Here is a 23,353-nt window from a genome sequence, read left to right as displayed (position 1 = left end):
AGGCCGCACTCCATCCCGGCGATCTGGTCGGCGTGAGCGACGAGCGGGGTGCCCACCTCGCTGTGGTGCTCCAGATCCAGGGATCCAGGCTGGAGCTCAGCGTGGGCTTCCACCACCGCCAGCAGCAGCTCCCCCGCCGCCAGGTGGAGCTGATCCTTCCCCTTGCCGGTGCTGCCTCAGCGCCGCCACGGCTGGGGGTTGCCCCCTGGGATTTCAGCGAGGCCGAGGTGGCGCAGAGCCTGCCGCGACGCCGCGACTTCGCCGCCGCCTGGCTGCTGCTCAGCGAAGACCAGGGCCTCTGGCCCTTTCACGACTGGGCCGAGCTGGTGGCCTCCAGCCGCGAACCTCAGGTGATGGCCGCCTGCTGGCAGTGGCTCCAGGGTCCCCAGCTCTGGTTCCGCAGCCGCCAGCAGGGCATCAGCGCCCGTCCCCTTGACGATCTGCGCCGCCTGCGGCAGGACCGCCATCGCCTGGCCCGGCAGCAGCAGCGCCAGGCCCAGTGGCATGACGCCCTGCGGCGGCGGACTCCGATCCAGCGCCAGGAGCTGGCGCCGGAGCACCAGGCTGAACTCGAGCTGCTGCTGGCCTGGGCCAGCGGCGAGCAGGACACCCCCCTGCCGGTGGAGCTGGCCCGCGCCCTGCACGCGGCCCGCTGCACGACCGATGGCGGCGCCATTCGCCATCTGCTGGTGGACCTGGGCCACTGGGACCTCCACCGCCTGCCCTCCCTGCAGGCCAGCAGCTGGCAGCAGGGCTTCAGCGCCGCGCTGGAGGCGGAGGCCGAGCGGTTGATCGCCCAGGCCGCCGAGCTCCAGCCTGGCGATGAGCAGCGCCTGGATCTCACCCATCAGCACTGCGTGACCATCGATGACCCCGACACCCGGGACATCGACGACGGTCTCGCCCTCGAACGCCTGCCGCAGGGCGGCCTGCGCCTGTGGATCCATGTGGCCGACCCGGGCCGGCTGGTGGCCGCGGGGTCACCGCTGGACCTGGAAGCCCGGCGCCGCGGCAGCAGCCTCTACCTGGCCAGCGGCACCCTGCCGATGTTCCCCCCGGCCCTGGCCACCGGGCCCCTCAGCCTGCGGGCCGGCTGCCGCAATGCCGCCTGGAGCCTGGGGGTGGAACTCACCGAGGAAGGGGCCGTGGTCAGCAGCCGCCTGCTGCGCAGCTGGGTGCGGCCGGTTTACCGGCTCAGCTATGCCGACGCCGATGAGCTGATCGAGCTGGCGCCACCGCAGGACCCGGACCTCAGCGACCTGCATGTCCTGCTGCAGCGGCGTCGCCAGTGGCGGCTGGCCCGGGGGGCGCTGCTGATGGACCAGCCGGAAGGCCGTATCCGGGTGTCTGACGGCGAGCCCCAGCTGGAGATCACCGAGCCCGGGGCGTCCCGGCTGCTGGTGGCCGAGGCCATGATCCTGGCCGGTGCCGTGGTGGCCGGCTACGGGCAGGAGCACGGGCTGGCCCTGCCCTACCGCAGCCAGCTGCCGGCCGAACTGCCGCCCGACGCCGAACTCAACGCTCTGCCCGCCGGCCCGGTGCGCCATGCCGCCCTCAAGCGCTGCCTCAGCCGCGGGCACACGGGCACCCAGCCGAGCCCGCACTTCAGCCTCGGCCTCGACGCCTACGCCCAGGCCACCTCCCCGATCCGTCGCTATGGCGACCTGCTGGTGCAACGCCAGCTCTGGGCCCAGCAGCAGGGGGAGCCCGCCCTCGATGCCGAGGCCCTGCAGGAGGTGCTGCAGGCGATCGAGGCGCCGATCCGCCAGGGCATCCAGATCAGTCGTGACGATCAACGCCACTGGCAGCAGGTGTGGTTCGAAGCCCATCGCAGCGAGCAGTGGGAGGCGGCCTTCCTGCGCTGGCTTCGGCCCCAGGACGGGCTTGGACTGATTCACCTGGAGGAGCTGGCCATGGATCTGGCGGCGGAGTGTCCCCCGGGGGCGCAGCCGGGAGACCCCCTCGTGGTGGAGGTGCAGCAGGTGGATCCGCTGCGCGACCAGCTGCGGCTGTCCGCCAGGGCCTGATTCAGCTGGCCAGCCTGGAGAGCCGCAGCCAGGGTCCCCAGGGATTGGCGCAGCCCACCAGGCTGAGCTGCCGGGGCCCGCTCAGCTGCTGTAGCCAGTGATGCATGGCCGGCTCCAGGGTGATCACGGGCCAGCGGCTGCTTCCCTGCTCCAGTACATAACTGCCGTCGCCGCCGGGAATCATCAGGCCGGACCAGGTCTGCTCGTGGGGCTCGGCCGGGGCCTGATGGGGGTCCAGATCCGCACCGAGCGCGGCGCGGCCGTCGCAGGCCAGGGACCCGTCAGCCCCCAGCAGCGCTGGATCCGCCAGGGCCGCCTGCTGGCGCTGCCGCCACTGCGGGTGGTGCCAGGGCGTATCCCACAGGGGCAGGGGGCCAGCCGGCGCCAGGGGGTCCTGCACCAGGGCCTGCTGCAGCTGCAGCACCGGCAACTCCGCCGGCCGACAGCCCAGCCGCAGGCACAGGGCCGCCGCCAGGCCCGCGGCCTGACCCACGTTCAGCACCAGGGGCTGCAGGCGGGTGGCGCCGTTGGCCATGTGGCTCACGCTGGTGGCCTTGTCGGCCGCCAGCAGGTTCACCGTGTCGGCGCTCACCAGGGCGCCATAGGGCATGCAGAAGGGGGTTCCGCTCCAGCGCCCGCCCCAGCGGCAGCTCTTCGGGGCCAGGGGCCAGTCGGGGCCTGGGTAGTGGTGGTCGTTGGCGTAGTTGCCCACGGCGATCGCCTCCATGCGGCCCTGCCGCCAGGGCAGGGGGGCGATGGAAGCGCCCTCGGCCTGGGGCAGCAGCTGCTGCTCCAGCACCGTGCTCAGCCCCTTGAGCCGGCGGCCCTCGCGCCAGTAGGGCATCAGGGCCAGGGGCGACGGCCCCGCCAGGTCGGCGCTGCCGGGGTGCAGGGGAAACAGCTCGGCCAGCTGCAGCCAGCCCTCGCTGGCCTCCTCGAGGGCGGCGGCAAAGGCGAGGCTATGGGCCTGCATCGCCTGCTCGAGCTCTCCCTGGGCGCAGGGATCTGAAGCCGCCTCAAGGCTGAAGGCCCGCTCCAGCTGGCTGGGCCAGTGGCCCTGGCCGTGCCAGTCGTTGCCGTGCAGGGGCCAGTTCAGCATCACCAGGTCGCCGGGCAGGCGGCCATAGGTGAGGGTGCGCTCCAGGCCGAAGCGGCTGGTGGCACCGGCGAAGTTTGGCGGCAGGCTGCGCTTGCCGGCGGGACACCCCTGCTGGGCGCGCAGGCGGCCCATCGCCACCCAGGTGGGCGACTGCACGGGCTGGGCCTGAAAGAAGGGTTCGCTGCTGAGGCGCTGCCGCGACGGGGCACTGGGCTCCTGCCACAGCTCCTGCTCCTCCCAGCCGAGGCGGAAACCGGCCGAGGCCAGGGCCAGCAACTCGCCCCGATCACTGCCATCAATCACCAGCTCAGGATGGAGCGCCACGGTGTCCGCAGGCGCCCCCGCGCCATCAGGCCCTCCAGGGCCCGAGCGCTCCACCAGCAGCCGGCTGATGCGGTCACCCTGGCGATCCACTTGCCGCAGGCGGCAGCAGGGCCACCAGGTGAGCCCCTCGGTGCCGGCCACCCAGTGGCGCAGGATCGCCTCGGCCGTGGCCGGCCGGTAGCCAAAGCAGCTCACCCAGTTGTGGTCGAGCCCACCGGGTTCGCGGCGGGCCAGCTCCCGCAGCAGGGCCCCCCAGAGGCCGCTCTGCCAGGGGCTGAGCTCGTTGCCGTCAGGGCAGCAGACGCCGGCGGCGCTCACCATGCCGCCCAGCCAGCCCCCCGGGGTGAGCAGCAGGGTGGCACTGCCGGCCCGGGCTGCCTGCAGGGCGGCCGCCACACCGCCGCTGCCGCCGCCCCACACCACGATGGGAAACCGCTCGTCTTGCATGGGGTTGATCGGCGGAGGAGGCAGCGGAGTGCTCAGTAGGATCCGGCACCGGCACAGGGCCATTTCCCGCCGCATGTCTTACACCCTCACGACCCCGCTCTATTACGTCAACGACCGCGCCCACCTGGGCAGCACGTACACCACCATCGCCTGCGACGCCATGGCCCGCTACCAGCGCCTGAGGGGCGAGCGGGTCACCTTCATCACCGGCTGCGACGAGCACGGCCAGAAGATCCAACGCACCGCCGAGGCCGCCGGCGTTTCCCCCCAGGACCACTGCGACCAGGTGAGTGCCGGTTACCGGGATCTCTGGCAGCGCTGGCAGATCAGCCACGACCGCTTCATCCGCACCACCGACCCCCGCCACCGTCAGCTGGTGGAGCAGTTCTTCGCCCGGGTGGAGGCCAGTGGCGATGTGGTGGAGGGCCGGCAGCAGGGCTGGTATTGCGTGGCCTGCGAGGAGTTCAAGGACGACCCCCACGAGGCCCAGGATCCGGAGTGCTCCATCCACCGCAAGCCCCTGGAATGGCGCGATGAGCTGAACCTGTTCTTTCGGCTCTCCCGCTACCAGGAGGCCATTGAGAGCCTGATCCGCCAGCCCGGTTTCATTGAACCGGCCAGCCGCCGCCGTGAGGTGGAGAACTTCGTGGCCCAGGGCCTGCGCGATTTTTCCATCTCCCGCCTCGATCTTCCCTGGGGGATCCCGGTGCCGGGCCATCCGGGCCATACCTTCTATGTGTGGTTTGACGCCCTGCTGGGCTATCTGTCGGCCCTGCTGGAGGACCCAGCCCCCGGGGCGGCGCCACCGGACCTCGATCAGCTGCTGCAGCAGGGCTGGCCCGCCCAGCTGCATGTGATCGGCAAGGACATCCTGCGCTTCCATGCCGTCTACTGGCCGGCCATGCTGCTCTCCGCCGGCCTGCCATTGCCGGAGAGGGTCTTCGGCCATGGCTTTCTGACGCGGGAGGGGCAGAAGATGGGCAAGTCGCTGGGCAACGTGCTCGATCCCGACGTGCTGCTGCAGCGCTGCGGCCGCGATGCGGTGCGCTGGTATCTGCTGCGCGACATCCCATTCGGGGACGATGGCGACTTCCAGCAGCAACGCTTCAGCGATCTGGTCAACAACGACCTGGCCAACACGATCGGCAACCTGCTCAACCGCACCAGTTCGATGGCCCGCAAGTGGTTCGCGGCAGCTGTGCCACCAGCCGGCGCCGCCCTCAGCGACCAGCACCCCCTGGCCCTGGCGGCTGCCCATGCCGCCGGCGAAGTGCGCGAGGGCCTCGACACCCTTAGATTTCCCCGCGCTGCCGAGGCCGTGCTGCAGCTGGCCGGCACCGCCAACGGCTATCTCAACGACCAGGCTCCCTGGAAGCAGATGAAGCAACTCGGCCAGGAGGCGGCGGTGGCCGCCGACCTCTATGCCGTGCTGGAGGCGGCCCGCTGGGTGGCGGTGCTGCTGGCGCCGCTGGTGCCGGAGCTCTCCGGCCGGATGCTGGCCCAACTGGGTCAGGAGCACCTGGGCAGTGACGCTGACTCCGGGCCAGGGCCAGGGGTCTTTGCCGCGCAGGATCCGCCTTGGCTGGCCGCCCAGCGCTGGGGCGTTCTGGAGCCGGGCCAGGCCCTGCCTGAACCGGAGCCCGTGATGCTGCGGCTCGAGCTCGACGGCCCCCTGTGAGGCGCGTCGGCGCTGCCCTGCTCAGCCTGGGTCTGCTGCTCCTGGCGGTTGGTTGCCGCAACGGTCCGCGCGAACCGGAGGCGGCCCAGCCGTTTGTGTTCCGCAGCCTCAACCTGCGCCAGCAGGACGCCCAGGGGCGGCCCCTCTGGGAACTGACCAGCCCGGAAACCCGCTACGACCTCAGCCGCCGGGTGGCTCAGTCACGCGATCTCAAGGGGGTGCTCTACAGCAACGGCAAGCCGGCCTACCGCTTCACGGCCGCCAACGGCGTGGTGCTCAATGACGGCGAGGTGGTGCAGCTGGAGGGAGCGACCCGGCTGCAACGGCTCGAGGATGGGGCCGAGCCCCTGGTGATCACGGCCCAGCGGGTGCGCTGGTACCCGGCCCGCGAGCTGATGGAACTGGACCGCAACCCCGTGGCCACCCAGGCCGACCTGCGGCTCACCAGCCAGCGGGCGCGCTTTCTGATCGATGCCGATCGCCTGGAGCTGCGGGGTGCTCCCACCCTGGTGCGCAGCGGGCCCGATCCCCTCCGCCTGGCCATGGAAGGCGTTGATTGGCTGCCCCGCACCGGCTCTCTGCAGGGCCGCGGGCCGGTGCGGGGCGAGCGCCAGCTGCCAGACCGCGCTCCCCAGCGGCTGAGCGCACCGTCGCTCACCGCCGATACCCGCCGCCAGACCATCGATCTGCAGGGTCCCGTTCGGGTGGACGACCCCGACCGCAACGGCACACTCACGGCCCGGGACGCCCGCATCGACCTCCCCCGCCGCCTGCTCAGCACCGACTCGCCCTTCGAGGCCCAGATGGGGGAAGCCCGTCTGGTGGGGGATCAACTCAGCATCGATTTCGGCACCTCCCTGGCCGTGGTGGGCTCCGGCTGCCAGCTCAGCCAACCCGGTGACCGCCTCACCGCCCAGCGCTGCCAGTGGAACTGGGACAGTGGCGCCGTGGAGGCCAGCGGTGGCGTGGTGCTGCGCCGGGAGGCCAACAAGCAGCTGACCCGGGCCGATCGCCTCACGGGCAAGGTGGCGGAGAATGGCTTTGTCAGCTTCGGGGGCGGCGGCTCGGGTCGGGTCAGGACCCAGCTGCAGGTTCCCCGGGCTCCGGCCCCGGGGCCGGATCCGGCGGCAACCCGGGGGGAGCGCAAACGCCCGCCAATCGCGCTGTGAGCCGCTGGCTCCAGCCCTCGATCCAGGTGAGGTCGGCGCGGCTGAAGCAGCGCGGCGCCCAGCCCCCCACCAGCAGCACCCCCTCCTCACCCAGGGGTTGCACCACCACGGCAGGCAACTCCGGCAACAGGGTCGAAAACTCCTCCCGGCCGGGGTAGAGCGCCAGGTTCACCAGGGAGACGACCCGGCCGCGGGCCATGGCCTGGCGGCAGATGGCCCCCGGCGTGAACGGAGTGTCGGCCATCAGGCCACGACGCAGCAGGCAGTGCTGCTGCCACTGCACCAGCACCACGGCGGCGGGGGTGGCTGTGAGCAGCATCTGGCTGCCCCAGCCCAGCTCCTCGCACACGGCGGCGGAGAGGCCTTCGGCGATCTCCAAGCCCTCCCGGCCCGCCAGCGGGACGCGGGCCGCCGCTTCCGGCACGGCCCTGGTCCAGAGCACGGCCACCAGCATCAGCCCCACCGCCAGCAGGCTGGCCAGCACGCCGGCCCGTTCCAGGGGGGGGCTGAGGCTTCCGGCCGTGAGCTGGTTCGACACCGTGAGCGCCAGGCCAAGCAGCCCGCAGCTGAGACACAGCTTCGCTGGCGCGGGCAGGCTCATGGCAGCGGCGACGCGGTGGGAACCAGGCGACGTTCAGCCAGGCCTGGCCAGAGCAGGCAAACTAAAGGCACGCGCGCCCAGACCCTCGATGTCGCTCCCCCCCCAGCACCGCCCCTTCGGCCCCAGCCTGCGGCGCTACTGGGCGGCGCTGGTGAGCCTGCTGCTCCTGTTGGGGGCCGCCACCCCCGCCCTGGCTTTGTCGGCGGCCAGTTTCCCTGGCCAAGCGCCCCAGGAGCGGGTGCTCGATCAGGCCCAGGTGCTGAGCCGCGCCGCCAATGGCGAGGTGAGCCGGGAGCTGGAAGCCCTGCAGGCCGCCCAGGTGGAGGCCCACCTGGTCACCGTGGAGCGGCTGGACTACGGCGTCAGCCTGCGCCAGCTGGGCCAGCAGTTGCTGGAGCGCTGGGCGGTGCAGGGCAGCGACAAGGGTCAGCTGTTGTTCCTGATCGACAGCAAGACCAACACCGCCGCGGTGGTGGCGTCTGCAGCCCTGGACAACCGGCTCAACGCTGAGCTGCTCAAGAGCACGGCCCGCACCACCATGGCCCAGCCGATCCGCGAGGGCGCCCGCTTCCGCCAGGCCAGCCTTGATGGCATCGCCCGCCTGCAGACCGTGCTCGACACCGGAGAGGATCCCGGCGAGCCGCTGCAGGTGGAGGCCGCCACGCTGCCCACCAACGTGCCCACCCGGGAGGAGACCGCCGACAGCAAGGCCTTCACCTGGGTGATCGTGCTGCTGGTGGTGGGCACGGTCGTGCCGATGGCCACCTGGTGGGTTTTCTCCCGCTGAGCATCCATGGCCCTCACCAACTGGCTCGGCTCCTTCCGCCGGGCCCAGGCGCTCGACCTCAGCCACGACCTGGAGCGGGGCTATGAAGCCGCGCTGCTGATCCAGAGCATCGAGCTGGAGCACTACAACGACCGTCCCGTGCGGCCCGAGATCGTGCTGCCTCTGCCTGCCGGTGCTCAGGCCCAGCTGCTGCGCCGCTTCCAGGCGGCCCTGGAGGTCTGCCGGCAGAGCCTGGGGAGCCTGGGTCAGCATCGCGGCGAGCTTGTGGGCCAGGAGCTGCGCCAGCTGCAGTTGATCGAATCGGTGCTGGCGCGCTACGACAGCAGGCGCAACCCCCTGCCCGCCATCAGCCGCACCCCTGAGGTGCTGCCACGCAGCCTGCTGGGTGTGGTGGACCAGGTGCGCCGCCAGCTCGATCCGGAGGCCGAAGCCAACATGGTGGCCGGCTTCCGCCGGCGCCGCGATTCCACCCTGGTTTCGCTGCGGATCCTGCTGTTGCTGGTGCTGGTGCCGGTGCTGGTGCAGCAGATCAGCCGCACCTATGTGGTGTCGCCCCTGGTGGATCGCTTCGCCACGGACTACGCCTTTCTGAGCTACCCCAAACCCCAGCTGGAGGAGCGGGCTGTGGAGCAACTGCGAGTGTACCGGGCTGAAATCGAATTCGATTCGCTGCTCAGGGGCCAGGAGCTGCCCAGCGCCACCGAGCTGCATACCAAGCTGGCCCAGCGGGCGCAGGAGCTCAAGCAAGCCGCGGATCAGGAGAGCACCCACGCCATCAAGAACGTCCTCGCCGACCTGGGGGGACTGGTGGGGTTTGTGCTGGTGTGCGTCGTCTGGCGCCGCGACCTGCAGGTGCTGCGCAGTTTCCTGGATGAACTGGTTTATGGCCTGAGCGACAGCGCCAAGGCCTTTGCGATCATTCTGTTCACAGACATCTTTGTGGGGTTTCACAGCCCCGAGGGCTGGACCGTGCTGCTGGATGGGGTGGCCAATCACTTCGGTCTGCCCGCCCAGGAGAATTTCATCCTCCTGTTCATTGCCACCTTCCCTGTGATCCTGGCCACGGTGTTCAAGTACTGGATCTTCCGCTACCTCAACCGTGTGTCGCCTTCTTCTGTGGCCACCCTGCGCAACATGAATGGCGGCGGCTGAGTCTGCGGTCCCAGGCGGCAGGGCCCTGGCCCCCCGCTGTCAGCTGGTCACGGGCCCGGCCCGCAGCGGCAAGAGCCGTTGGGCCGAGCAGCTGGCACGGCAGCACCCCGGCCCGGTGCTGTACATCGCCACCGCCGAGCGCCATCCCGAGGATCCGCACTGGCAGGCCAGGCTGGAGCTCCACCGGCAGCGGCGCCCACCCCACTGGGGCCTGGCGGAGCTGCAGGAAGGGCTGGCGGACGCCCTGCTCCAGTTGCAGCCCAGCGAACTGGCGCTGGTGGATGCGCTGGGCTCGTGGGTGGCCTGGGGGCTGCAGCAGCCGCCGTTGCGCTGGCAGGCCAGCGTGGAAGCCCTGGCCGGCGCCGTGCAGGCCTGCCCGGGCCGCCTGATCCTGGTGAGTGAGCAGACGGGCTGGGGCGTGGTGCCTCCCACGGCGGTCGGGGGCCTGTTTCGTGATCGGCTGGGCAGCGTCGAACAGGAGCTGGCCCGCTGCTGTCAACGCTCCTGGCTGGTGGTGGCCGGCCGGGCCCTCGATCTGCACGCTCTCAGTGAGCCGGTGCCGCGCTGAGCCCATGCCACGGATCGTGCTCTTTCAGCCTCAGATCCCGCCCAACACGGGCAATGTGGCCCGCACCTGCGCGGCAACGGCCCAGGAGCTGCACCTGGTGGAGCCCCTCGGCTTCGAGATCAGTGACCGCAGCCTGCGGCGGGCCGGGCTTGACTACTGGCCCTACGTGCCGCTCAGCCGCCACGCCGACTGGGCCGCCTTCGAGCGTCACCGCCAGCAGTGCGGAGGGAGGCTGCTGGCCCTCAGCGCCCTCGCGGCCACCACCTACACCGCTATCCGCTTCCGGCGCGACGACTGGCTGCTGTTCGGCCGCGAGAGCGATGGGCTGCCCTCCGACGTGCTGGCCCAGACCGACCAGGCGATCACGATTCCGATGACCCGCTCGCGCCAGCATCCCGAGGGCGGGGTGCGCAGCCTCAACCTGTCGGTGGCGGTGGCGGTGGTGCTGTTCGAGGCGTTGCGACAGCAGGGCCCGATTGATACCTGAGACCCGTTGCAGTGACAGGGATATCTCCTGCTGCCCCGGGTGCTGGCCACCGGACTGGTGCGAGGGCAGGCTGCGATTCCGTGCCCAGAAGCACTTGATCCCTGGGGGCTCGTCCGCTACGGTCTGCGCGGTTCAGAGATCCCGGCTTCTCTACTGAGCTTTGTCGTTTAGGGGAACAACCTTTGAAGCCTTTGTCACCAATCAAAACGTCTCTGCTCCTCTCCGCCGCGCTCGCGGCCGCTGTGCCTGCCGTCACCCAGGCCTTCACCCCCGGCGAGGCTGACGATTCCATTGACACCCTCCTGGCGGCACGGCCCAGTCCCAGCTCCGAGAAGCTCTGGGTCAAAGTGCGCCAGTCGGTCACTATTGATGAGCTCTCCCGCGAGCTCAGCATGCGCACTGAGCGGCTGGCCAGCCTCAATGAGGTCGAGGCCGATCACCGTTTTGATCGCGGCGAGTGGCTCGTGGTGCCAGCCCAGCAGACCCGGGCCGTGAAGTTGCTGGCTTCCGTGGACACGTCCGAACTGCGCCGCACGCCCCCCCTGCAGACCCCACCCCCGGTTCAGTCCAAGGGCGTCGTACGCCTGGGTGACACCGTGATGGCCATCGCCCAGCGCTACGGCCTCACGATGGCCGAACTGCTGAAGCTGAACCCCGGCATGCAGACCGCCCGGCTGGTAGCCGGCAACGAGGTGCAGCTGGTGCAGGCCGCTCCGGTGCGGCAGCGGGCCGTGCTGGGCCTCAAGCCTTCCACCAGTGGTGGCCTCAGCTGGCCCCAGATTCCTGGGCTGGGCACGGAGAACAACAGCTTCGACAACAAGCAGCCCATCGGCGATGGCTGGATCTGGCCCACCAAAGGCGTGTTCACCTCAGGCTACGGCTGGCGCTGGGGCCGCATGCACAAGGGCATCGATGTGGCCAACAACGTGGGTACACCGATCGTGGCGGCCCGCCGGGGCCGGGTTGCTTTTTCCGGATGGCATGACGGCGGCTATGGCTACCTCGTGACCCTCGCCCACGCTGATGGCAGCCGCTCCCTCTATGCCCACAACAGCCGGCTGATGGTCACCACCGGTCAGGACGTGTCCCAGGGCACCCTGATCGCCCTGATGGGTAGCACCGGCCGCAGCACCGGTCCCCACCTGCATTTCGAGATACACCCCCCGGCCCGGGGAGCCGTCAATCCGCTCCAGTTCCTGCCTCCCCGCGCCTGATAGAGTCAGCCCGGCTGGAGAGGCCCGTAGGGCTCGGTAGCTCAGCTGGTTAGAGCGTGGGATTCATAACCCCAAGGTCGGGAGTTCAAGTCTCCCCCGAGCCATCATGCTAGGCCCTTCCGGCCACGGTGATCTTCACCATTGCCCCAGCTGAGCTGAGGCTGCTGAATCAATGAATCCAGTGACCGCTGCGTCTGACCATGGTCCCTGGCAGCTTGACCTCAGCACTCCATTGGCTGGATCAGAACAGCCGCCGAAGCTCCGTTCAGGAGCCTCACGTTGTCCACTTCCTCAAGGGCCGAACTGCATCGCTGCTGTGGCTGAAAGAGGCCGCACTCCTGGCGTGGTGATGCCCCAGCGCGTTCACTCCAGAGGCGCCGTGCTCGAGACAAGACCCAGTTCGGGGTCCCGCTGGGCCGCCTCCAGGCTCTCGTCGCTCACGACCACCGGGAAGGCGGCAGCGGCCTGGGCAGCCGCCACGGCACGGCGGCTGCGGCCGGTGCCCCGGGCCTCCATCGCCCGGATCAGCCCCTTGCTGCGGTTCACCTCGCCGATGGTCTGGCCCTCCTTGGGGCGCACCAGGGGATGGGCCTTCAGTTCGCCGCGCAACTGGCTCAGCAGGCGGAAGTGGCCCGTGGTGTTGTACTTACGCAGCACGCCTGGATCCCAACCCATCCGTTCAACTCGCGGAATTCATGCCAGCCTATGGCCTGGCCTGCAGAAGCTTGTGATAAATTGTAGGGTGTAACTGGAAGTCGGATCGAGTTCGCTCAAGCGAGTCCGGTTGCGTGCTTCCCCCCCTTCGCTCGCACTTGCGCATGACCCGCCTCGTCGGCCTGCAGGCCCCTGATTTCACCGCCACTGCCGTGGTGGATCAGGAGTTCCAGGAGATCTCCCTCTCCCAGTACCGCGGCAAGTATGTGGTGCTGTTCTTCTATCCCCTCGACTTCACCTTCGTGTGCCCCACGGAGATCACCGCCTTCTCCGATCGCTACGCCGACTTCACCAGCAAGAACACCGAGGTGCTGGGCGTCTCCGTAGACAGCCAGTTCTCCCACCTCGCCTGGGTGCAGACCGACCGCAAGGACGGCGGCATCGGCGACATCAGCTACCCCCTCGTGGCCGATCTCAAGAAAGAGATTGCCCGCGCCTACGAGGTGCTGGATGAGGAGGGCGGTGTGGCCCTGCGTGGTCTGTTCGTGATCGATCCCGAGGGCGTGATCATGCACAGCACGATCAACAACCTGCCCGTGGGCCGCAGCGTCGACGAAACCCTGCGGGTGCTGCAGGCCTTCCAGTACGTGCAGAGCCACCCCGATGAGGTCTGCCCCGCCAACTGGCAGCCAGGCGACAAGACCATGAACCCCGACCCGGTGAAGTCGAAAGACTTCTTCGCTGCCGTCAGCTGAGCAGGCTCTGCAGCAGCCTGGTGCCATCGATGCCCCCCAAGGCAGGGTCACAGGCCCTCTCCGGGTGGGGCATCAGGCCCAACACGTTGCCGGCTCTGTTGCACAGGCCGGCCACATCTCCCACTGAACCATTCGGATTGTTGGCGTAGCGCAGCACCACCTGCCCGTGCTCCTCCAGGGTTTTCAGGTCATCAGCTTCCACCTGATAACGGCCTTCACCATGGGCGATCGGCAGGCTGATCCGCTCTTCCCTGCCATAGCCCTGCAGCCAGCGGCACGGGCCAGGGTTCACCTCCAGGAGTGCCGGTTCACAGAGGAAGTGCAGGCGGCCATTGCGGGTGAGTGCCCCGGGCAGCAGGCCCATCTCGGTGAGCACCTGGAAGCCGTTGCAGATGCCCAGCACCGGTCCACCGGCTTCTGCGAAGCTCCGCACCTCCTCGAGCACAGGAGCGAAGCTGGCAATGGCGCCGCAACGCAGGTAATCGCCATAGCTGAAGCCCCCCGGCAGCACCACGGCATCCAGCCCGCCCAGATCGCGCTGTTCATGCCAGAGGAAGCGGATGTCCAGCCCCAGGCACCCCTCCAGGGCCCAGCGCACATCCCGGTCGCAGTTGGAGCCGGGAAACACCACGATGCCCACACTCACAGCGATGCTCCTGGGGGATGGGCTTCGGCCTGCTCCTGAAGCTCCAGGCTCCAGTTCTCGATCACCGGGTTGGACAGCAACCGGCCTGCCAGCAGCTCCAGCTGCTGGCGGGCATCGGCGGCATCGGCGGCCTCCAGGTCCAGTTCGATCGCCTTGCCGATCCGCAGCCGGCGCAGGCCGGTCACCCCGAGGCGGGCCGCCGCCGCCCTGGTGGCCTCCCCAGCAGGGTCGAGAACCGAAGGTCGCAGGGTGACCTGCACGCGAGCGCTGAAGACAGGCACGACACAGCCGCTGTTTGTTAAATCTTGGCAGCCCGATGGTCCCCTCCCCCGGTGCGTGGACAGCTTGAAGAGGTCGTTTTGAAGGGCACGGCATGTTGGCTTGCCTCGGTCGCGGCTGCCTGGTGGCCGTGCTGGTGCTGCTGCCTGCCCTTGCGAGCGCGGCACCTGACGGGACTGCAGAAGGAGGAGCCCAAGCCGATGCACCCCTTTCAGGAGGGGCACTTGAGCGGCCCCTCGAGCCGATCGCTCTGCGTTGTCGCGACGGCAGCGGCCCCTGGAGCGATTGCAGCCTGCTGGTGGAGCGGCTCGGTGAGCGCTGGAGCCTGCTGCTCGATGGCCAGCGCCTGGAGTTCCGCCATGATGGCCGTGGTGCCGTGACCATGCAGCGTCCCAGCCCAGCCGACCCAGTGCCAGCCTGGGTGCCGGTGCAGGCCCGCTGGACGGAGGACCCAGCCCTCTGCTGGAACGGAGTGTGCGCCCAGGGCGATTTCCCCCTCGATTAAGGACCCTGGATTGATGGACCTGGACCAGGCCCCTGGATCAGGGCCCGCTCCAGCCGCTCTGTGTCGAGCCCGAACCCCAGCAGCACCAGCTCCACGCCCGGAACACGCGGCTCAGCCGCAGGCTCAAACCAGCTCTCCAGCCGCGGGCCCACCGCCTGCAACACCAGGGGCCTGTCCTTGCCCCGTAACCAGAGCCGTCCCTTCACCCGCACAATCCCCTGCTCCTGGCAGAGGCTGCGGATGGCCGCCTCCAGGGCCGGGCGCTGCAGCTCACCGTTCCACTCCAGCACCACCGACTCCATCGCCACATGGGTGTGGTCGTGATGGTCGTGGTCGTCGCCGTCGTGGGGGTGGTCATCGGCACAGAGATGCTCAGCGCGCTCAGCTTGAGGCTGCGTTGCGGCCATCCCGAGCACCAGGGCTGGATCGATGCCACCGCGGTCCATGGGCAGCAGCGGCGTGCCGGGTCGCACCAGCGGCGTCACCCGCTCCCGGATGCGCTCGAGACCAGCGGCATCGAGTTGATCGCCATGGCTCACCAGCACCAGATCAGCGCACTCCAGCTGTTCGGCGAACAGCTCATCGATGGCGGTGAGGTGGTCGAGGCTTGGATCGGCCAGGCGCTGGGCCTCCAGGGCCGCCGGATCGGCCACCACCGACCCCTGGGCCAGGGCGGCCCCATCCACCACCGTGACCACGCCGTTCACCCAGGTGCGGCTGCGGATCTCGGGCCAGCCCAGGGCGGCCAGCAGCGGTTCCGGCAGGGCCAGCCCGCTGGTTTCCACCAGGATGCCGTCCAGCTGGTCGGCCCGCTCCAGCAGCTGTTGCATGGTGGGCAGGAAATCGTCCTGCACCGTGCAGCAGAGGCAGCCGTTGGTGAGTTCCACCAGGCGGGAGCCGATCTCTTCTTCAGGGCAGAAGCCGCAGCTGCGCAGCAGGGCCCCATCGAGCCCCACCTCGCCGAACTCGTTGACAAGCACCGCCAGACGCTGGCCTCCATGCAGCAGCAGCTCCCTCAGAAGGGTGGTCTTGCCGGCGCCCAGAAAGCCGGTCACCACGGTGACGGGAAGACGGACGGAAGGTTGGGTTGTCATGGGCGGCAGGCGAGGCTCTCGCGGGTGCTCACGCCGGTGAGCGGATTGGTGCCGCTGGCCCGGGCACACAGCGCCTTCTGCTCGGGCAGGTCGAGCACGGCGTCGGTGAAGTCGGCCCCTTCAATCTGACTGCCGCGGAAACGGCTCTGCATCAGCATGCCGTTGCGCAGCACGGCTCCTTCCAGGTTGCTGTCGTCGAAGCGGCTGGCGAAGGCCACCACGTCTTCGAGGTTGGCCCCCTGCAGATTCGCCTGCCGCAGGGAGCTGCCGTTGAACACGGCGCCGCGCAGGTCGGCCTCGCTGAAGTCGAAGCCATCCAGCGTGGCCTTGAGAAATTCCTGCTGACGCAGGTTGCGGCCGTGCATGTCCGGCTGCAGATCCTGGACGGCCCGCTGGCCGCGCAGCTCGGGGGCGGTGATCGCCAGAGCCGCCGGCGAAGCGCCGACCAGAACCCCCAGCAACAGAACGCCCAGCAGCAGCAGGCGCGGCAGGGGTTGGAGCGGCGAGCGGATGCCGGCCATGGACGCACAACTACGGTGAGGCATCAACTTATGGCAACCATGGGGATGACCCTGCGGGTGGTGGTTCCCCCCCACCCCCTGATCGGCCACTGGCTCAGTGTGTTGCGCAACAGGCACACCCCGGCGGCCGTCTATGCCACCGCCACGGCCGAGCTGGGTCGCTGGCTCACCTACGAGGCCGTGCGCGACTGGTTGCCCCAGCGCAACACCGCCATCGAGGGCTGTCTGGGCGCCACCGAAGGGCGGGTGGTGGATGCGGAGGTGCCGATCCTGGCCCTGCCCGTGCTCACCGCGGGGCTGGGGCTCTGGGATGGGGCCCGGGCGGTGCTGCCGGCGGCCCGGGTGCGCCACGTGGATCGCCTCGGCACCCTGCTGCCTGAGGAGATCGAAAGCCGTTGCGGCGTGTTGGTGTTCGCCCCGGAGGTGGCCTCCGGGTACAGCTTGCTTGAGCTGCTTCGCCAGCTGCAGCAGCGGGGGGTCGAGGGCGAACGGCTGCGCGTGATCACGGCCCTGGTGGCCTCGCCTGGGCTGAAGGCGATCGGTGAGCAGTTCCCCAGCCTCACGCTTTACGCCGGCTGCATCGATCCGGATCTGACCGGCGAGGGGGCGATTGATCCCGGCATCGGCACGGTGGCCGAACGGCTCTTCGGCATGCCGGGGAACGGGGCTGTCGTCCGGGCCGCCGCCTCTGCCTAGGGTTGGGTCACTTGTGCGCTGTTGATGGCTGATCGCCAGGCTGGTCAGGGACACCCAGGTGGAGCGGCAACCAGCCCCGCTGCCGGCGACTCCTCGGCTCTGCTGATCAGTGCCCTGGCGGGAGCAGTGCTCGGCGCGGCCGGGCTGGGCTGGTGGCTGCTGTCGAAATCGGAGCAACGCCGCGGCAGCATGCGTCAGCAGCGGGTGCTGCGGCTCACGCGCCTGCAGGAGAGCGGTGGGGCGGTGGAGGGCCTGCCGGCGCCAGGCTCCATGGCGGCCAGCAACGACCGGGAGCTGCATCAGAAGGTGCACCAGCTGAACGAGGCCATCGAGGATGTGCGCCGTCAGCTGGAAACCCTCAGCATTGGCCGTCAGGGCTCTCGGTAAGTTGCTTGCAGGCACTTTCCGCTGAGGCCATGCTCCGATCCGCTGCCATCACCCAGGGCGTTCAGCGTTCCCCGAACCGGGCCATGCTGCGGGCCGTGGGCTTCGGCGACGGCGACTTCGCCAAGCCGATCATCGGCATCGCCAACGGCTACAGCACGATCACCCCCTGCAACCTCGGCCTCAACGACCTCACCCGCCGGGCCGAGCAGGCCGCCCAGCTGGCGGGGGCGATGCCCCAGACCTTCGGCACCATCACGGTGAGCGATGGCATCTCGATGGGCACCGAGGGGATGAAGTATTCCCTGGTGAGCCGCGAGGTGATCGCCGATTCGATCGAAACCGCCTGCAACGCCCAGAGCATGGACGGCCTGCTGGCGGTGGGCGGCTGCGACAAGAACATGCCCGGAGCCATGCTGGCCATGGCCCGCATGAACATCCCGGCGATCTTCGTGTACGGCGGCACGATCAAACCCGGCAGACTCGGGCCCTGCGATCTCACCGTGGTGAGCGCCTTTGAGGCCGTGGGCCAGTTTTCCGGCGGCCGCATCGACGAGGCCGAGCTCACCGCCATCGAGAAGAACGCCTGCCCCGGTGCCGGCAGTTGCGGTGGCATGTTCACCGCCAACACGATGAGTTCGGCCTTCGAGGTGCTGGGCCTCAGCCTTCCCTACAGCTCCACCATGGCGGCCGAAGACCCGGAGAAGGCCGAGAGTGCCGCCCGCTCCGCCGAAGTGCTCGTGCGGGCGATCGCCGCCGACATCCGCCCCCGCGATCTGCTCACCCGGGAGGCTTTTGAAAACGCCATCAGCGTGATCATGGCCGTGGGCGGCTCCACCAATTCGGTGCTGCACCTGCTCGCCATCGCGCGCACGGCCGGCGTGCCCCTCAGCATCGACGACTTCGAAGTGATCCGGCAGCGGGTGCCGGTGATCTGCGATCTCAAGCCCAGTGGCCGCTATGTGACGGTGGAACTGCACCGGGCCGGGGGCATCCCCCAGGTGATGAAGCTGCTGCTGGAGGCCGGCCTGCTCCATGGCGACTGCCGCACCATCGAGGGCCGCAGCCTGCGCGAGGTGCTGGCCGACGTGCCCTCCACCCCACCGGCAGACCAGGATGTGATCCGCCCGCTCAGCCGGCCCCTCTACGCCAAGGGCCATCTGGCGATCCTCAAGGGCAACCTGGCGGAAGAGGGAGCCGTGGCCAAGATCTCGGGCGTCAAGACCCCGGTGATCACCGGGCCGGCGCGGGTGTTCGAGAGTGAAGAGAGTGCCCTGGAGGCGATCCTGGCCGGCGCTGTCCATGCCGGGGATGTGGTGGTGGTGCGCTACGAGGGCCCCGTGGGAGGCCCCGGCATGCGGGAGATGCTCTCCCCCACCGCCGCGATCGTGGGCCAGGGGCTGGGGGAATCGGTGGCCCTGATCACTGATGGTCGCTTTTCCGGGGGTTCCTATGGGCTGGTGGTGGGCCACGTGGCGCCGGAAGCGGCCGTTGGCGGCACCATCGGCCTGGTGGAGGAGGGCGACAGCATCACCGTGGATGCCGATCAGCTGCTGCTGCAGCTCAACGTGGCTGCTGAAGAGCTGGAGCGCCGAAGGGCGGCCTGGGTGCGCCCCGAACCCCGCTACCGCACGGGCGTGCTGGGCAAGTACGCCCGCCTGGTGAGCAGCAGCAGCCTCGGGGCTGTCACCGATCTGGCTTGAGCAGATCCGGAGCGGGCGGTTCCGGCCTCAGCAGGGCCCGCAGCCGCCGCGCCAGCGCTTCCAGCGGCAGCCCCGCCCCTGGCCGTTCGCAGCGACTGCCGTTGCTGCTCATCCACACCGGATGGCGCCCCTGCCAGAGCATGGGGAGCTCCGGGTCCGCAGCCCAGGCCAGGGTGAGGTGGAGGTCATCGCCACTGCGGTAGAGCTCCAGTTCCAGGTCTTCCTCAGGAAGGCGCTCTCCGGCAGGGCTGCGCACCTCCAGCTTCAGGCAGCAGTCCTGCAGCTCGGCCATCTGCTCCAGGCTGGGCGCGTCCGGCTTGGCTGGGTCGGTGGCGGCCAGCACGGCGTGGCGCAGCGGCTTGCGGCAGAGGTCGGCCGCCGCCGCCACGCGTTGGGCCAGGTCGGCCTCGGGCAGGTCGCTGGGGTCAGGGATAGGTACGGATGGCCTGGAGGTTGAAGCTGATCGGGCCGGGCAGGAAACCCGCATTGGGGCTGCCGTCATCGCCGAAGCGGGAGTGCAGCAACTGCAGCCGGTTGATGCGGGAGGCATCGAAACGCAGCGGCAGACCCACCGGCCGGGCCCGCACCGAGGGGCGCAGGCTGCTGAACGGAATCCTCAGCTGCGTGCTGCCTTCTGCCTCGGTGGCGAACTCCACCACCCAGCGCAGACCGCCGGGGATCAGTTCCGTGAGTCCGGCCACTCCGTCAGCGCAGGCCAGCGCCAGCTTGAAGCGCCGCCCACCGCCCGCCAGCTCCAGTTCCAGGCCTTCAGCGCTGGAGAGATCCAGGGGCGGAGAGAAGAGGGGCGAGCGACAGCTCACGAACCCGCCGCCCTCCTCCACCAGCTCGCCGGTGAACTGCAGGCCGCCAGGACCGGCCTGACAGCGCCCCTGGCTGCGGCCCCCCATGATCGTGTCGTTCAGTGCCTGCCAGCCACTGAACGCATCCCCCATCACGATCTCCATCACGGCGCCAGGGCCGCTGCCGCCCCGTGATCGGCGAGCACGGTGATGGTGGTGGAGGGCTGCACCAGCCGCGCCGGGGTGCGCTCCGCAGGTTCCATGGGATCCAGCAACCGCTGCAGGGCCTGGGCCTTGGCCGCGCCGCTCACCAGGAAGATCACCCGCCGCGCTGCCGAAAGCACCGGCGCCGTGAGCGTGATCCGGGGCAGTCCCTTGCCCTCGCCCACCGTCACCAGCCGCTGGCGCTCCAGGGCGGCGCCGGTGCCCGGAAACAGAGAGGCGGTGTGGCCATCGTCGCCGAGGCCGAGCAGCACCAGATCCAGGATCGGCGGATCGCCGGGGCAGAGCAGGCGGAGCAGCTCGGCATAGGCCCTGGCCCCCTGCTCCGGACTGGCCAGGTCGGTGGCCACCGGGTGCAGGCGGGCGCCGCTGCCGGGGGGCTGGGCCAGCAGCGAACGCCGCAGCATCAGGGTGTTGCTGGCCGGGTCATCGGCTGGAACCCAGCGCTCATCGCCCAGCAGCACATCCACCCGATCCCAGGCGAGCCGTTCCTGCCCCAGCCGGCTGTAGGCCGCCTCGGGGGTGGTGCCGCCCGCCAGGGCGATCTGGCAGCGGTCCCGCTGGGCCAGGCCCAGGTCGATGGCCGTGGCGATCAGCTCAGCGGCCCGGTGGGCCAGCTGCTCGCCACTGTCCCATCGCTCCACGCTGTAGGCCGTGCCCTCCGATCGGGTGCTGCTGGCAGGTTGCATCGGTTGCGCCTCAGCTGATCCATTCGGTGTGGAACGATCCTGGCTGATCGACCCGCTCGTAGGTGTGGGAGCCGAAGCAGTCGCGCATGGCCTGCACCAGGTTCTGGGGCAGGCGAGCGGTGCGGTAGCTGTCGATGTAGTCGAGCGTGCTCGAGAGGCAGGGCAGAGGGATCCCAGCCAGGGCGGCCCCGGCCACGATCTGGCGCAGCCCCGGCAGCCGTTGGTTGATCTGCTCGGCAAACCAGGGATCCAGCATCAGGTTCGGCAGCTCGGGCGCTGCGGTGTAGGCATCCTGGATGCGCTGCAGCAGGCGGGCGCGAATGATGCAACCACCTTTCCAGATCTGGCCGATGGCCGCGAAGTCGAGGGCGTAGTCGTGCAGCTTGGAGGCCTCCTGCAGCAGGGCCATGCCCTGGCCGTAGCTCACGATGCAGGCGGCGATGCAGGCATCACGCAGGGGGGGCAGGCCCGCGGCGGCATCGCCCAGGTCCACGCCATGGGCCGGCGGTGCCGGCAGCACAGCTTCGGCCTTGAGGCGCTCCGGCCGCAGGGAGCTCATCACCCGGGCATTGAGGGCGGCATAGATGGTGGGCACGGGCACGCCCATCTCCAGGGCGCTCACCACCGTCCAGAGCCCGGTGCCCTTCTGGCCTGCCGCATCCACGATCAGCTCCACCAGGTCAGTGCCACTGGCCGGGTCCTTGGTGCGCAGGCACTGCTCGGTGATCTCCACCAGGAAGGAGGCCAGTTCCTCGGTGCTGTTCCACAGGCCGAGCACGTCGGCCATGGCGTCGCCGTCCATGCCGCCACAGCGCTTCATCAGGTCGTAGGCCTCGGCCAGGATCTGCTCGATGCCGTACTCGATGCCGTTGTGCACCGTCTTGACGAAGTGGCCGGCCCCACCGGGGCCGATGTAGGTGACGCAGGGGCCGTCCTCCACCTGAGCCGCCATCTTGCGTACCAGCGGCTCAATGGCGTCGTAGGCGCTGCGGGTGCCACCGGGCATCATGCTCGGGCCCTCCAGGGCTCCTTTGGCGCCGCCGGACACTCCCATGCCGATGTAGCCGAAGCTCTTGCTTTCCAGCTCGGCCACCCGCCGTTCCGTGTCGGTGTAGAGGGAGTTGCCACCATCGATCAGCAGGTCGCCCTCCGCCAGCAGAGGGGCAATCGAGGCGATGGTGTCATCCACCGGCTGGCCGGCCTTCACCATCATCAGGATGCGCCTGGGCTGCTCCAGGGCCGCCACGAACTCCTCCAGGGTTTTGGCGCCAACGATGTCCTTGCCGGCCCCCCGGCCCTGCAGGAAGGCCTCCGTCTTGGCGTAGGTGCGGTTGTAGACAACGCTCGAAAACCCGTTGCGCTCGGCATTGAGAACCAGGTTCTCTCCCATCACGCCGAGACCGATCAGACCGAAATGTGCCGTACCCATGCAGTTGGAAAAAGGGCTGTGCCCTCAGTGTGCCCAGAGCCCCGGCCTGCGGGGCTGAACCGTCACAACCCAGGCGCCTGTGTCAGCATCTCCTGGCCTGATTAGGGCCTGGGAGCTCAGATCACGCTGCCGTCAGCGATGGTGCCGTTCTTCACAACCACCACAATTCCATTGCGGATGTAGAAGTTCAGTTCCGGGCGATCCGCCTCTTCCACGTGATCCTTGTTGATGATGGTCACGTCTTTGCCGATACGTACATTCTTATCAAGAATGGCACGCTTCACCGTGGTGCCACTGCCCACCCCGAGGGGCGTACCGCCACGTGCCTTGAGCGCCTTGCGCTCTTCTGAGGATTCAAAGTAGTCCGAGCCCATCAACAATGTGTCCTGAAGCACCACATTGTTTTCCACCCGGCTTCGCACACCCAGCACACAGTGATGGATGCTGCAGGCTTTTAACAGCGAGCCCTCGCCGATGATCGACTCAGTGACCTGGGTATCCTGGAGCTTACTGGGCGGCAGGTAGCGGGGCCGCGTGTAAATCGGAAACTTTTCGTCGTAGAACGAGAAGGGGGGATTGGGTTGTTCAGTGAGGGCAAGATTCGCCTCATAGAAGGCACCAATTGTGCCGATATCTTCCCAGTAGTCATTGAAGAGATAGCTGCGCAGCTGATCACCGCGGGCCAATGAGATCGGAATGATCTCTTTACCAAAGTCCTTGGCGGTGGGATTGGTGTTCAGCAGGTCAAAGAGGGTCTGACGGCTGAACACGTAGATCCCCATCGAGGCCAGGTGGGGCCGCAGCGCCGCCTCCTCGTGGGAGAGGCCAAGGCTCTCGGTGTCCACCCGCATCGCCTCCAGGTCCGCGCCCTTGGGCTTCTCACGGAATTCCTGGATACGGCCCTGCGAGTCGGTGCGCATCAGGCCGAAGGCCTCGGCCTGGGCCGGATCCACCGGAAGGGCCCCCACGGAGAGGTCGGCACCACTGTCGATGTGGTGTTGCACGAACAGGCTGTAGTCCATGCGGTAGAGCTGGTCGCCGGAGAGGATCAGGTAGTGATCCACGTCCCACTCCTGGAACAGCCACTGGTATTTGCGCACCGCATCGGCCGTGCCCTCAAACCAGCTGGGGCTGTCGGGGGTCTGCTGGGCCGCCAGCACCTCCACAAAACCCTGGCCGAAGCCAGCCGAGAGGTTGTAGCTCATCGACAGGTGTCGATTCAGGGAGGCACTGTTGAACTGGGTCAGCACATAGATCTTGTTGATCTCTGAGTTGATGCAGTTGCTGATGGGAATATCGATCAGGCGATACTTGCCGGCAAGAGGTACCGCCGGCTTGGCCCGCATCTTGGTGAGTGGGTAGAGGCGTGTACCGGCTCCCCCCCCGAGAATGATGGCTAGAACGCGTTTCATGTTTCCTGATT

25 protein-coding genes and 1 tRNA gene are annotated in these 23,353 nt (G+C 68.9%); 14 read left to right on the top strand and 12 right to left on the bottom strand.

All coding sequences use genetic code 11. The features are described from left to right. Positions 1-32 precede the first annotated feature (32 nt). Positions 33-2,027 (top strand): ribonuclease catalytic domain-containing protein, encoded by a 1,995-nt coding sequence (locus ACWJIO_RS02240; protein WP_480311111.1) that lies wholly within the window; start codon positions 33-35, stop codon positions 2,025-2,027. Between the two features lies 1 nt (position 2,028). On the opposite strand, the gene ACWJIO_RS02235 is transcribed toward ACWJIO_RS02240, so the two are convergent. After that, on the bottom strand, positions 2,029-3,897 hold the full coding sequence (locus ACWJIO_RS02235) for an FAD-dependent oxidoreductase (RefSeq protein WP_480311110.1): 1,869 nt from the start codon (positions 3,895-3,897) through the stop codon (positions 2,029-2,031). A gap of 73 nt (positions 3,898-3,970) precedes the next feature. Here ACWJIO_RS02235 and ACWJIO_RS02230 point away from each other — a divergent pair, with 73 nt between their 5' ends. After that, on the top strand, positions 3,971-5,575 hold the full coding sequence (locus tag ACWJIO_RS02230) for a methionine--tRNA ligase (RefSeq protein WP_480311108.1): 1,605 nt from the start codon (positions 3,971-3,973) through the stop codon (positions 5,573-5,575). Continuing rightward, positions 5,572-6,744 carry an LPS export ABC transporter periplasmic protein LptC gene (gene lptC, locus ACWJIO_RS02225; protein WP_480311107.1) on the top strand — a complete coding sequence of 391 codons (1,173 nt, stop codon included), beginning with the start codon at positions 5,572-5,574 and terminating at the stop codon, positions 6,742-6,744. Before ACWJIO_RS02230 ends, lptC begins: the two co-directional genes overlap by 4 nt. Here the strand turns inward: lptC and ACWJIO_RS02220 are convergent. Then, on the bottom strand, positions 6,650-7,345 hold the full coding sequence (locus ACWJIO_RS02220) for a cofactor assembly of complex C subunit B (RefSeq protein ID WP_480311106.1): 696 nt from the start codon (positions 7,343-7,345) through the stop codon (positions 6,650-6,652). The two genes, lptC and ACWJIO_RS02220, sit on opposite strands and share 95 nt — an antisense overlap. Positions 7,346-7,433: 88 nt before the next feature. Here ACWJIO_RS02220 and psb32 point away from each other — a divergent pair, with 88 nt between their 5' ends. From psb32 to ACWJIO_RS02190, 6 genes are all read left to right on the top strand, one after another. Continuing rightward, on the top strand, positions 7,434-8,132 hold the full coding sequence (gene psb32 / locus ACWJIO_RS02215; RefSeq protein ID WP_480311104.1) for a photosystem II repair protein Psb32: 699 nt from the start codon (positions 7,434-7,436) through the stop codon (positions 8,130-8,132). A 6-nt stretch (positions 8,133-8,138) separates the two neighbouring features. Further along, positions 8,139-9,284 (top strand): proton extrusion protein PcxA, encoded by a 1,146-nt coding sequence (gene pxcA, locus ACWJIO_RS02210; protein WP_480311102.1) that lies wholly within the window; start codon positions 8,139-8,141, stop codon positions 9,282-9,284. Next, on the top strand, positions 9,271-9,852 hold the full coding sequence (gene cobU, locus ACWJIO_RS02205) for a bifunctional adenosylcobinamide kinase/adenosylcobinamide-phosphate guanylyltransferase (RefSeq protein ID WP_480311100.1): 582 nt from the start codon (positions 9,271-9,273) through the stop codon (positions 9,850-9,852). The genes pxcA and cobU overlap by 14 nt, the downstream gene beginning before the upstream one ends. A gap of 4 nt (positions 9,853-9,856) precedes the next feature. Further along, positions 9,857-10,339, top strand: coding sequence for a tRNA (cytidine(34)-2'-O)-methyltransferase (locus tag ACWJIO_RS02200; RefSeq protein ID WP_480311098.1), 483 nt, complete (start codon positions 9,857-9,859; stop codon positions 10,337-10,339). Between the two features lie 242 nt (positions 10,340-10,581). Continuing rightward, entirely contained in the window at positions 10,582-11,553 is a 972-nt protein-coding gene (locus ACWJIO_RS02195; protein ID WP_480311096.1) for a peptidoglycan DD-metalloendopeptidase family protein, read from the top strand. A 30-nt stretch (positions 11,554-11,583) separates the two neighbouring features. Continuing rightward, positions 11,584-11,657 (top strand) — tRNA-Met (locus ACWJIO_RS02190). A 259-nt stretch (positions 11,658-11,916) separates the two neighbouring features. Here ACWJIO_RS02190 and ACWJIO_RS02185 read toward each other — a convergent pair. After that, positions 11,917-12,228 carry a hypothetical protein gene (locus ACWJIO_RS02185; protein WP_480311094.1) on the bottom strand — a complete coding sequence of 104 codons (312 nt, stop codon included), beginning with the start codon at positions 12,226-12,228 and terminating at the stop codon, positions 11,917-11,919. Positions 12,229-12,371: 143 nt separating this feature from the next. On the opposite strand from ACWJIO_RS02185, the gene ACWJIO_RS02180 reads away from it, so the two are divergent. Next, positions 12,372-12,962: a peroxiredoxin gene (locus tag ACWJIO_RS02180; RefSeq protein ID WP_480311093.1), complete on the top strand. Its 591-nt coding sequence runs from the start codon at positions 12,372-12,374 to the stop codon at positions 12,960-12,962. Here ACWJIO_RS02180 and purQ read toward each other — a convergent pair. Both purQ and purS read right to left on the bottom strand, forming a co-directional pair. Continuing rightward, a complete protein-coding gene (gene purQ, locus ACWJIO_RS02175; protein WP_480311091.1) occupies positions 12,955-13,608 on the bottom strand; it encodes a phosphoribosylformylglycinamidine synthase subunit PurQ in 654 nt (217 codons plus the stop codon). The two genes, ACWJIO_RS02180 and purQ, sit on opposite strands and share 8 nt — an antisense overlap. Beyond that, positions 13,605-13,889 carry a phosphoribosylformylglycinamidine synthase subunit PurS gene (purS, locus tag ACWJIO_RS02170; protein ID WP_480311089.1) on the bottom strand — a complete coding sequence of 95 codons (285 nt, stop codon included), beginning with the start codon at positions 13,887-13,889 and terminating at the stop codon, positions 13,605-13,607. Before purS ends, purQ begins: the two co-directional genes overlap by 4 nt. A gap of 95 nt (positions 13,890-13,984) precedes the next feature. Here purS and ACWJIO_RS02165 point away from each other — a divergent pair, with 95 nt between their 5' ends. Further along, complete coding sequence (locus tag ACWJIO_RS02165; RefSeq protein WP_480311087.1) at positions 13,985-14,392, top strand: hypothetical protein; 408 nt, start codon at positions 13,985-13,987, stop codon at positions 14,390-14,392. On the opposite strand, the gene cobW is transcribed toward ACWJIO_RS02165, so the two are convergent. Together cobW and ACWJIO_RS02155 are read right to left on the bottom strand one after the other, a co-directional pair. Then, positions 14,389-15,486, bottom strand: a complete 1,098-nt coding sequence (gene cobW / locus ACWJIO_RS02160; protein ID WP_480311085.1) for a cobalamin biosynthesis protein CobW — start codon at positions 15,484-15,486, stop codon at positions 14,389-14,391. The two genes, ACWJIO_RS02165 and cobW, sit on opposite strands and share 4 nt — an antisense overlap. After that, complete coding sequence (locus ACWJIO_RS02155; protein ID WP_480311083.1) at positions 15,483-16,007, bottom strand: pentapeptide repeat-containing protein; 525 nt, start codon at positions 16,005-16,007, stop codon at positions 15,483-15,485. The genes cobW and ACWJIO_RS02155 overlap by 4 nt, the downstream gene beginning before the upstream one ends. A gap of 39 nt (positions 16,008-16,046) precedes the next feature. On the opposite strand from ACWJIO_RS02155, the gene upp reads away from it, so the two are divergent. From upp to ilvD, 3 genes are read left to right on the top strand one after another with little or no spacing between them, the layout of a single operon-like run. Beyond that, positions 16,047-16,703, top strand: coding sequence for a uracil phosphoribosyltransferase (gene upp / locus ACWJIO_RS02150; protein WP_480311081.1), 657 nt, complete (start codon positions 16,047-16,049; stop codon positions 16,701-16,703). A gap of 24 nt (positions 16,704-16,727) precedes the next feature. Then, the gene (locus ACWJIO_RS02145) at positions 16,728-17,090 is read left to right on the top strand and encodes a hypothetical protein (protein WP_480311079.1); all 363 of its coding nucleotides are present in this window, start codon (positions 16,728-16,730) and stop codon (positions 17,088-17,090) included. 29 nt (positions 17,091-17,119) lie between these two features. Continuing rightward, a complete protein-coding gene (ilvD, locus tag ACWJIO_RS02140; protein ID WP_480311077.1) occupies positions 17,120-18,790 on the top strand; it encodes a dihydroxy-acid dehydratase in 1,671 nt (556 codons plus the stop codon). On the opposite strand, the gene ACWJIO_RS02135 is transcribed toward ilvD, so the two are convergent. The 5 genes from ACWJIO_RS02135 to ACWJIO_RS02115 all read right to left on the bottom strand — a co-directional run bounded on the left by ACWJIO_RS02135 (position 18,774) and on the right by ACWJIO_RS02115 (position 23,342). Next, entirely contained in the window at positions 18,774-19,178 is a 405-nt protein-coding gene (locus tag ACWJIO_RS02135; RefSeq protein ID WP_186699746.1) for a hypothetical protein, read from the bottom strand. The two genes, ilvD and ACWJIO_RS02135, sit on opposite strands and share 17 nt — an antisense overlap. Before the next feature lie 37 nt (positions 19,179-19,215). Beyond that, positions 19,216-19,755: a CIA30 family protein gene (locus tag ACWJIO_RS02130; RefSeq protein WP_480311074.1), complete on the bottom strand. Its 540-nt coding sequence runs from the start codon at positions 19,753-19,755 to the stop codon at positions 19,216-19,218. Next, positions 19,755-20,501 (bottom strand): 6-phosphogluconolactonase, encoded by a 747-nt coding sequence (gene pgl / locus ACWJIO_RS02125; RefSeq protein ID WP_480311072.1) that lies wholly within the window; start codon positions 20,499-20,501, stop codon positions 19,755-19,757. Before pgl ends, ACWJIO_RS02130 begins: the two co-directional genes overlap by 1 nt. Before the next feature lie 10 nt (positions 20,502-20,511). Then, complete coding sequence (gene gndA / locus ACWJIO_RS02120) at positions 20,512-21,930, bottom strand: NADP-dependent phosphogluconate dehydrogenase (RefSeq protein ID WP_480311070.1); 1,419 nt, start codon at positions 21,928-21,930, stop codon at positions 20,512-20,514. A gap of 116 nt (positions 21,931-22,046) precedes the next feature. Next, a complete protein-coding gene (locus ACWJIO_RS02115; protein WP_480311068.1) occupies positions 22,047-23,342 on the bottom strand; it encodes a glucose-1-phosphate adenylyltransferase in 1,296 nt (431 codons plus the stop codon). Positions 23,343-23,353 lie beyond the last annotated feature (11 nt).

It is taken from the genome of Paraciimarium castrense LEGE 11436, assembly GCF_056633055.1.
This window is presented reverse-complemented; position numbering and strand designations above follow the sequence as displayed.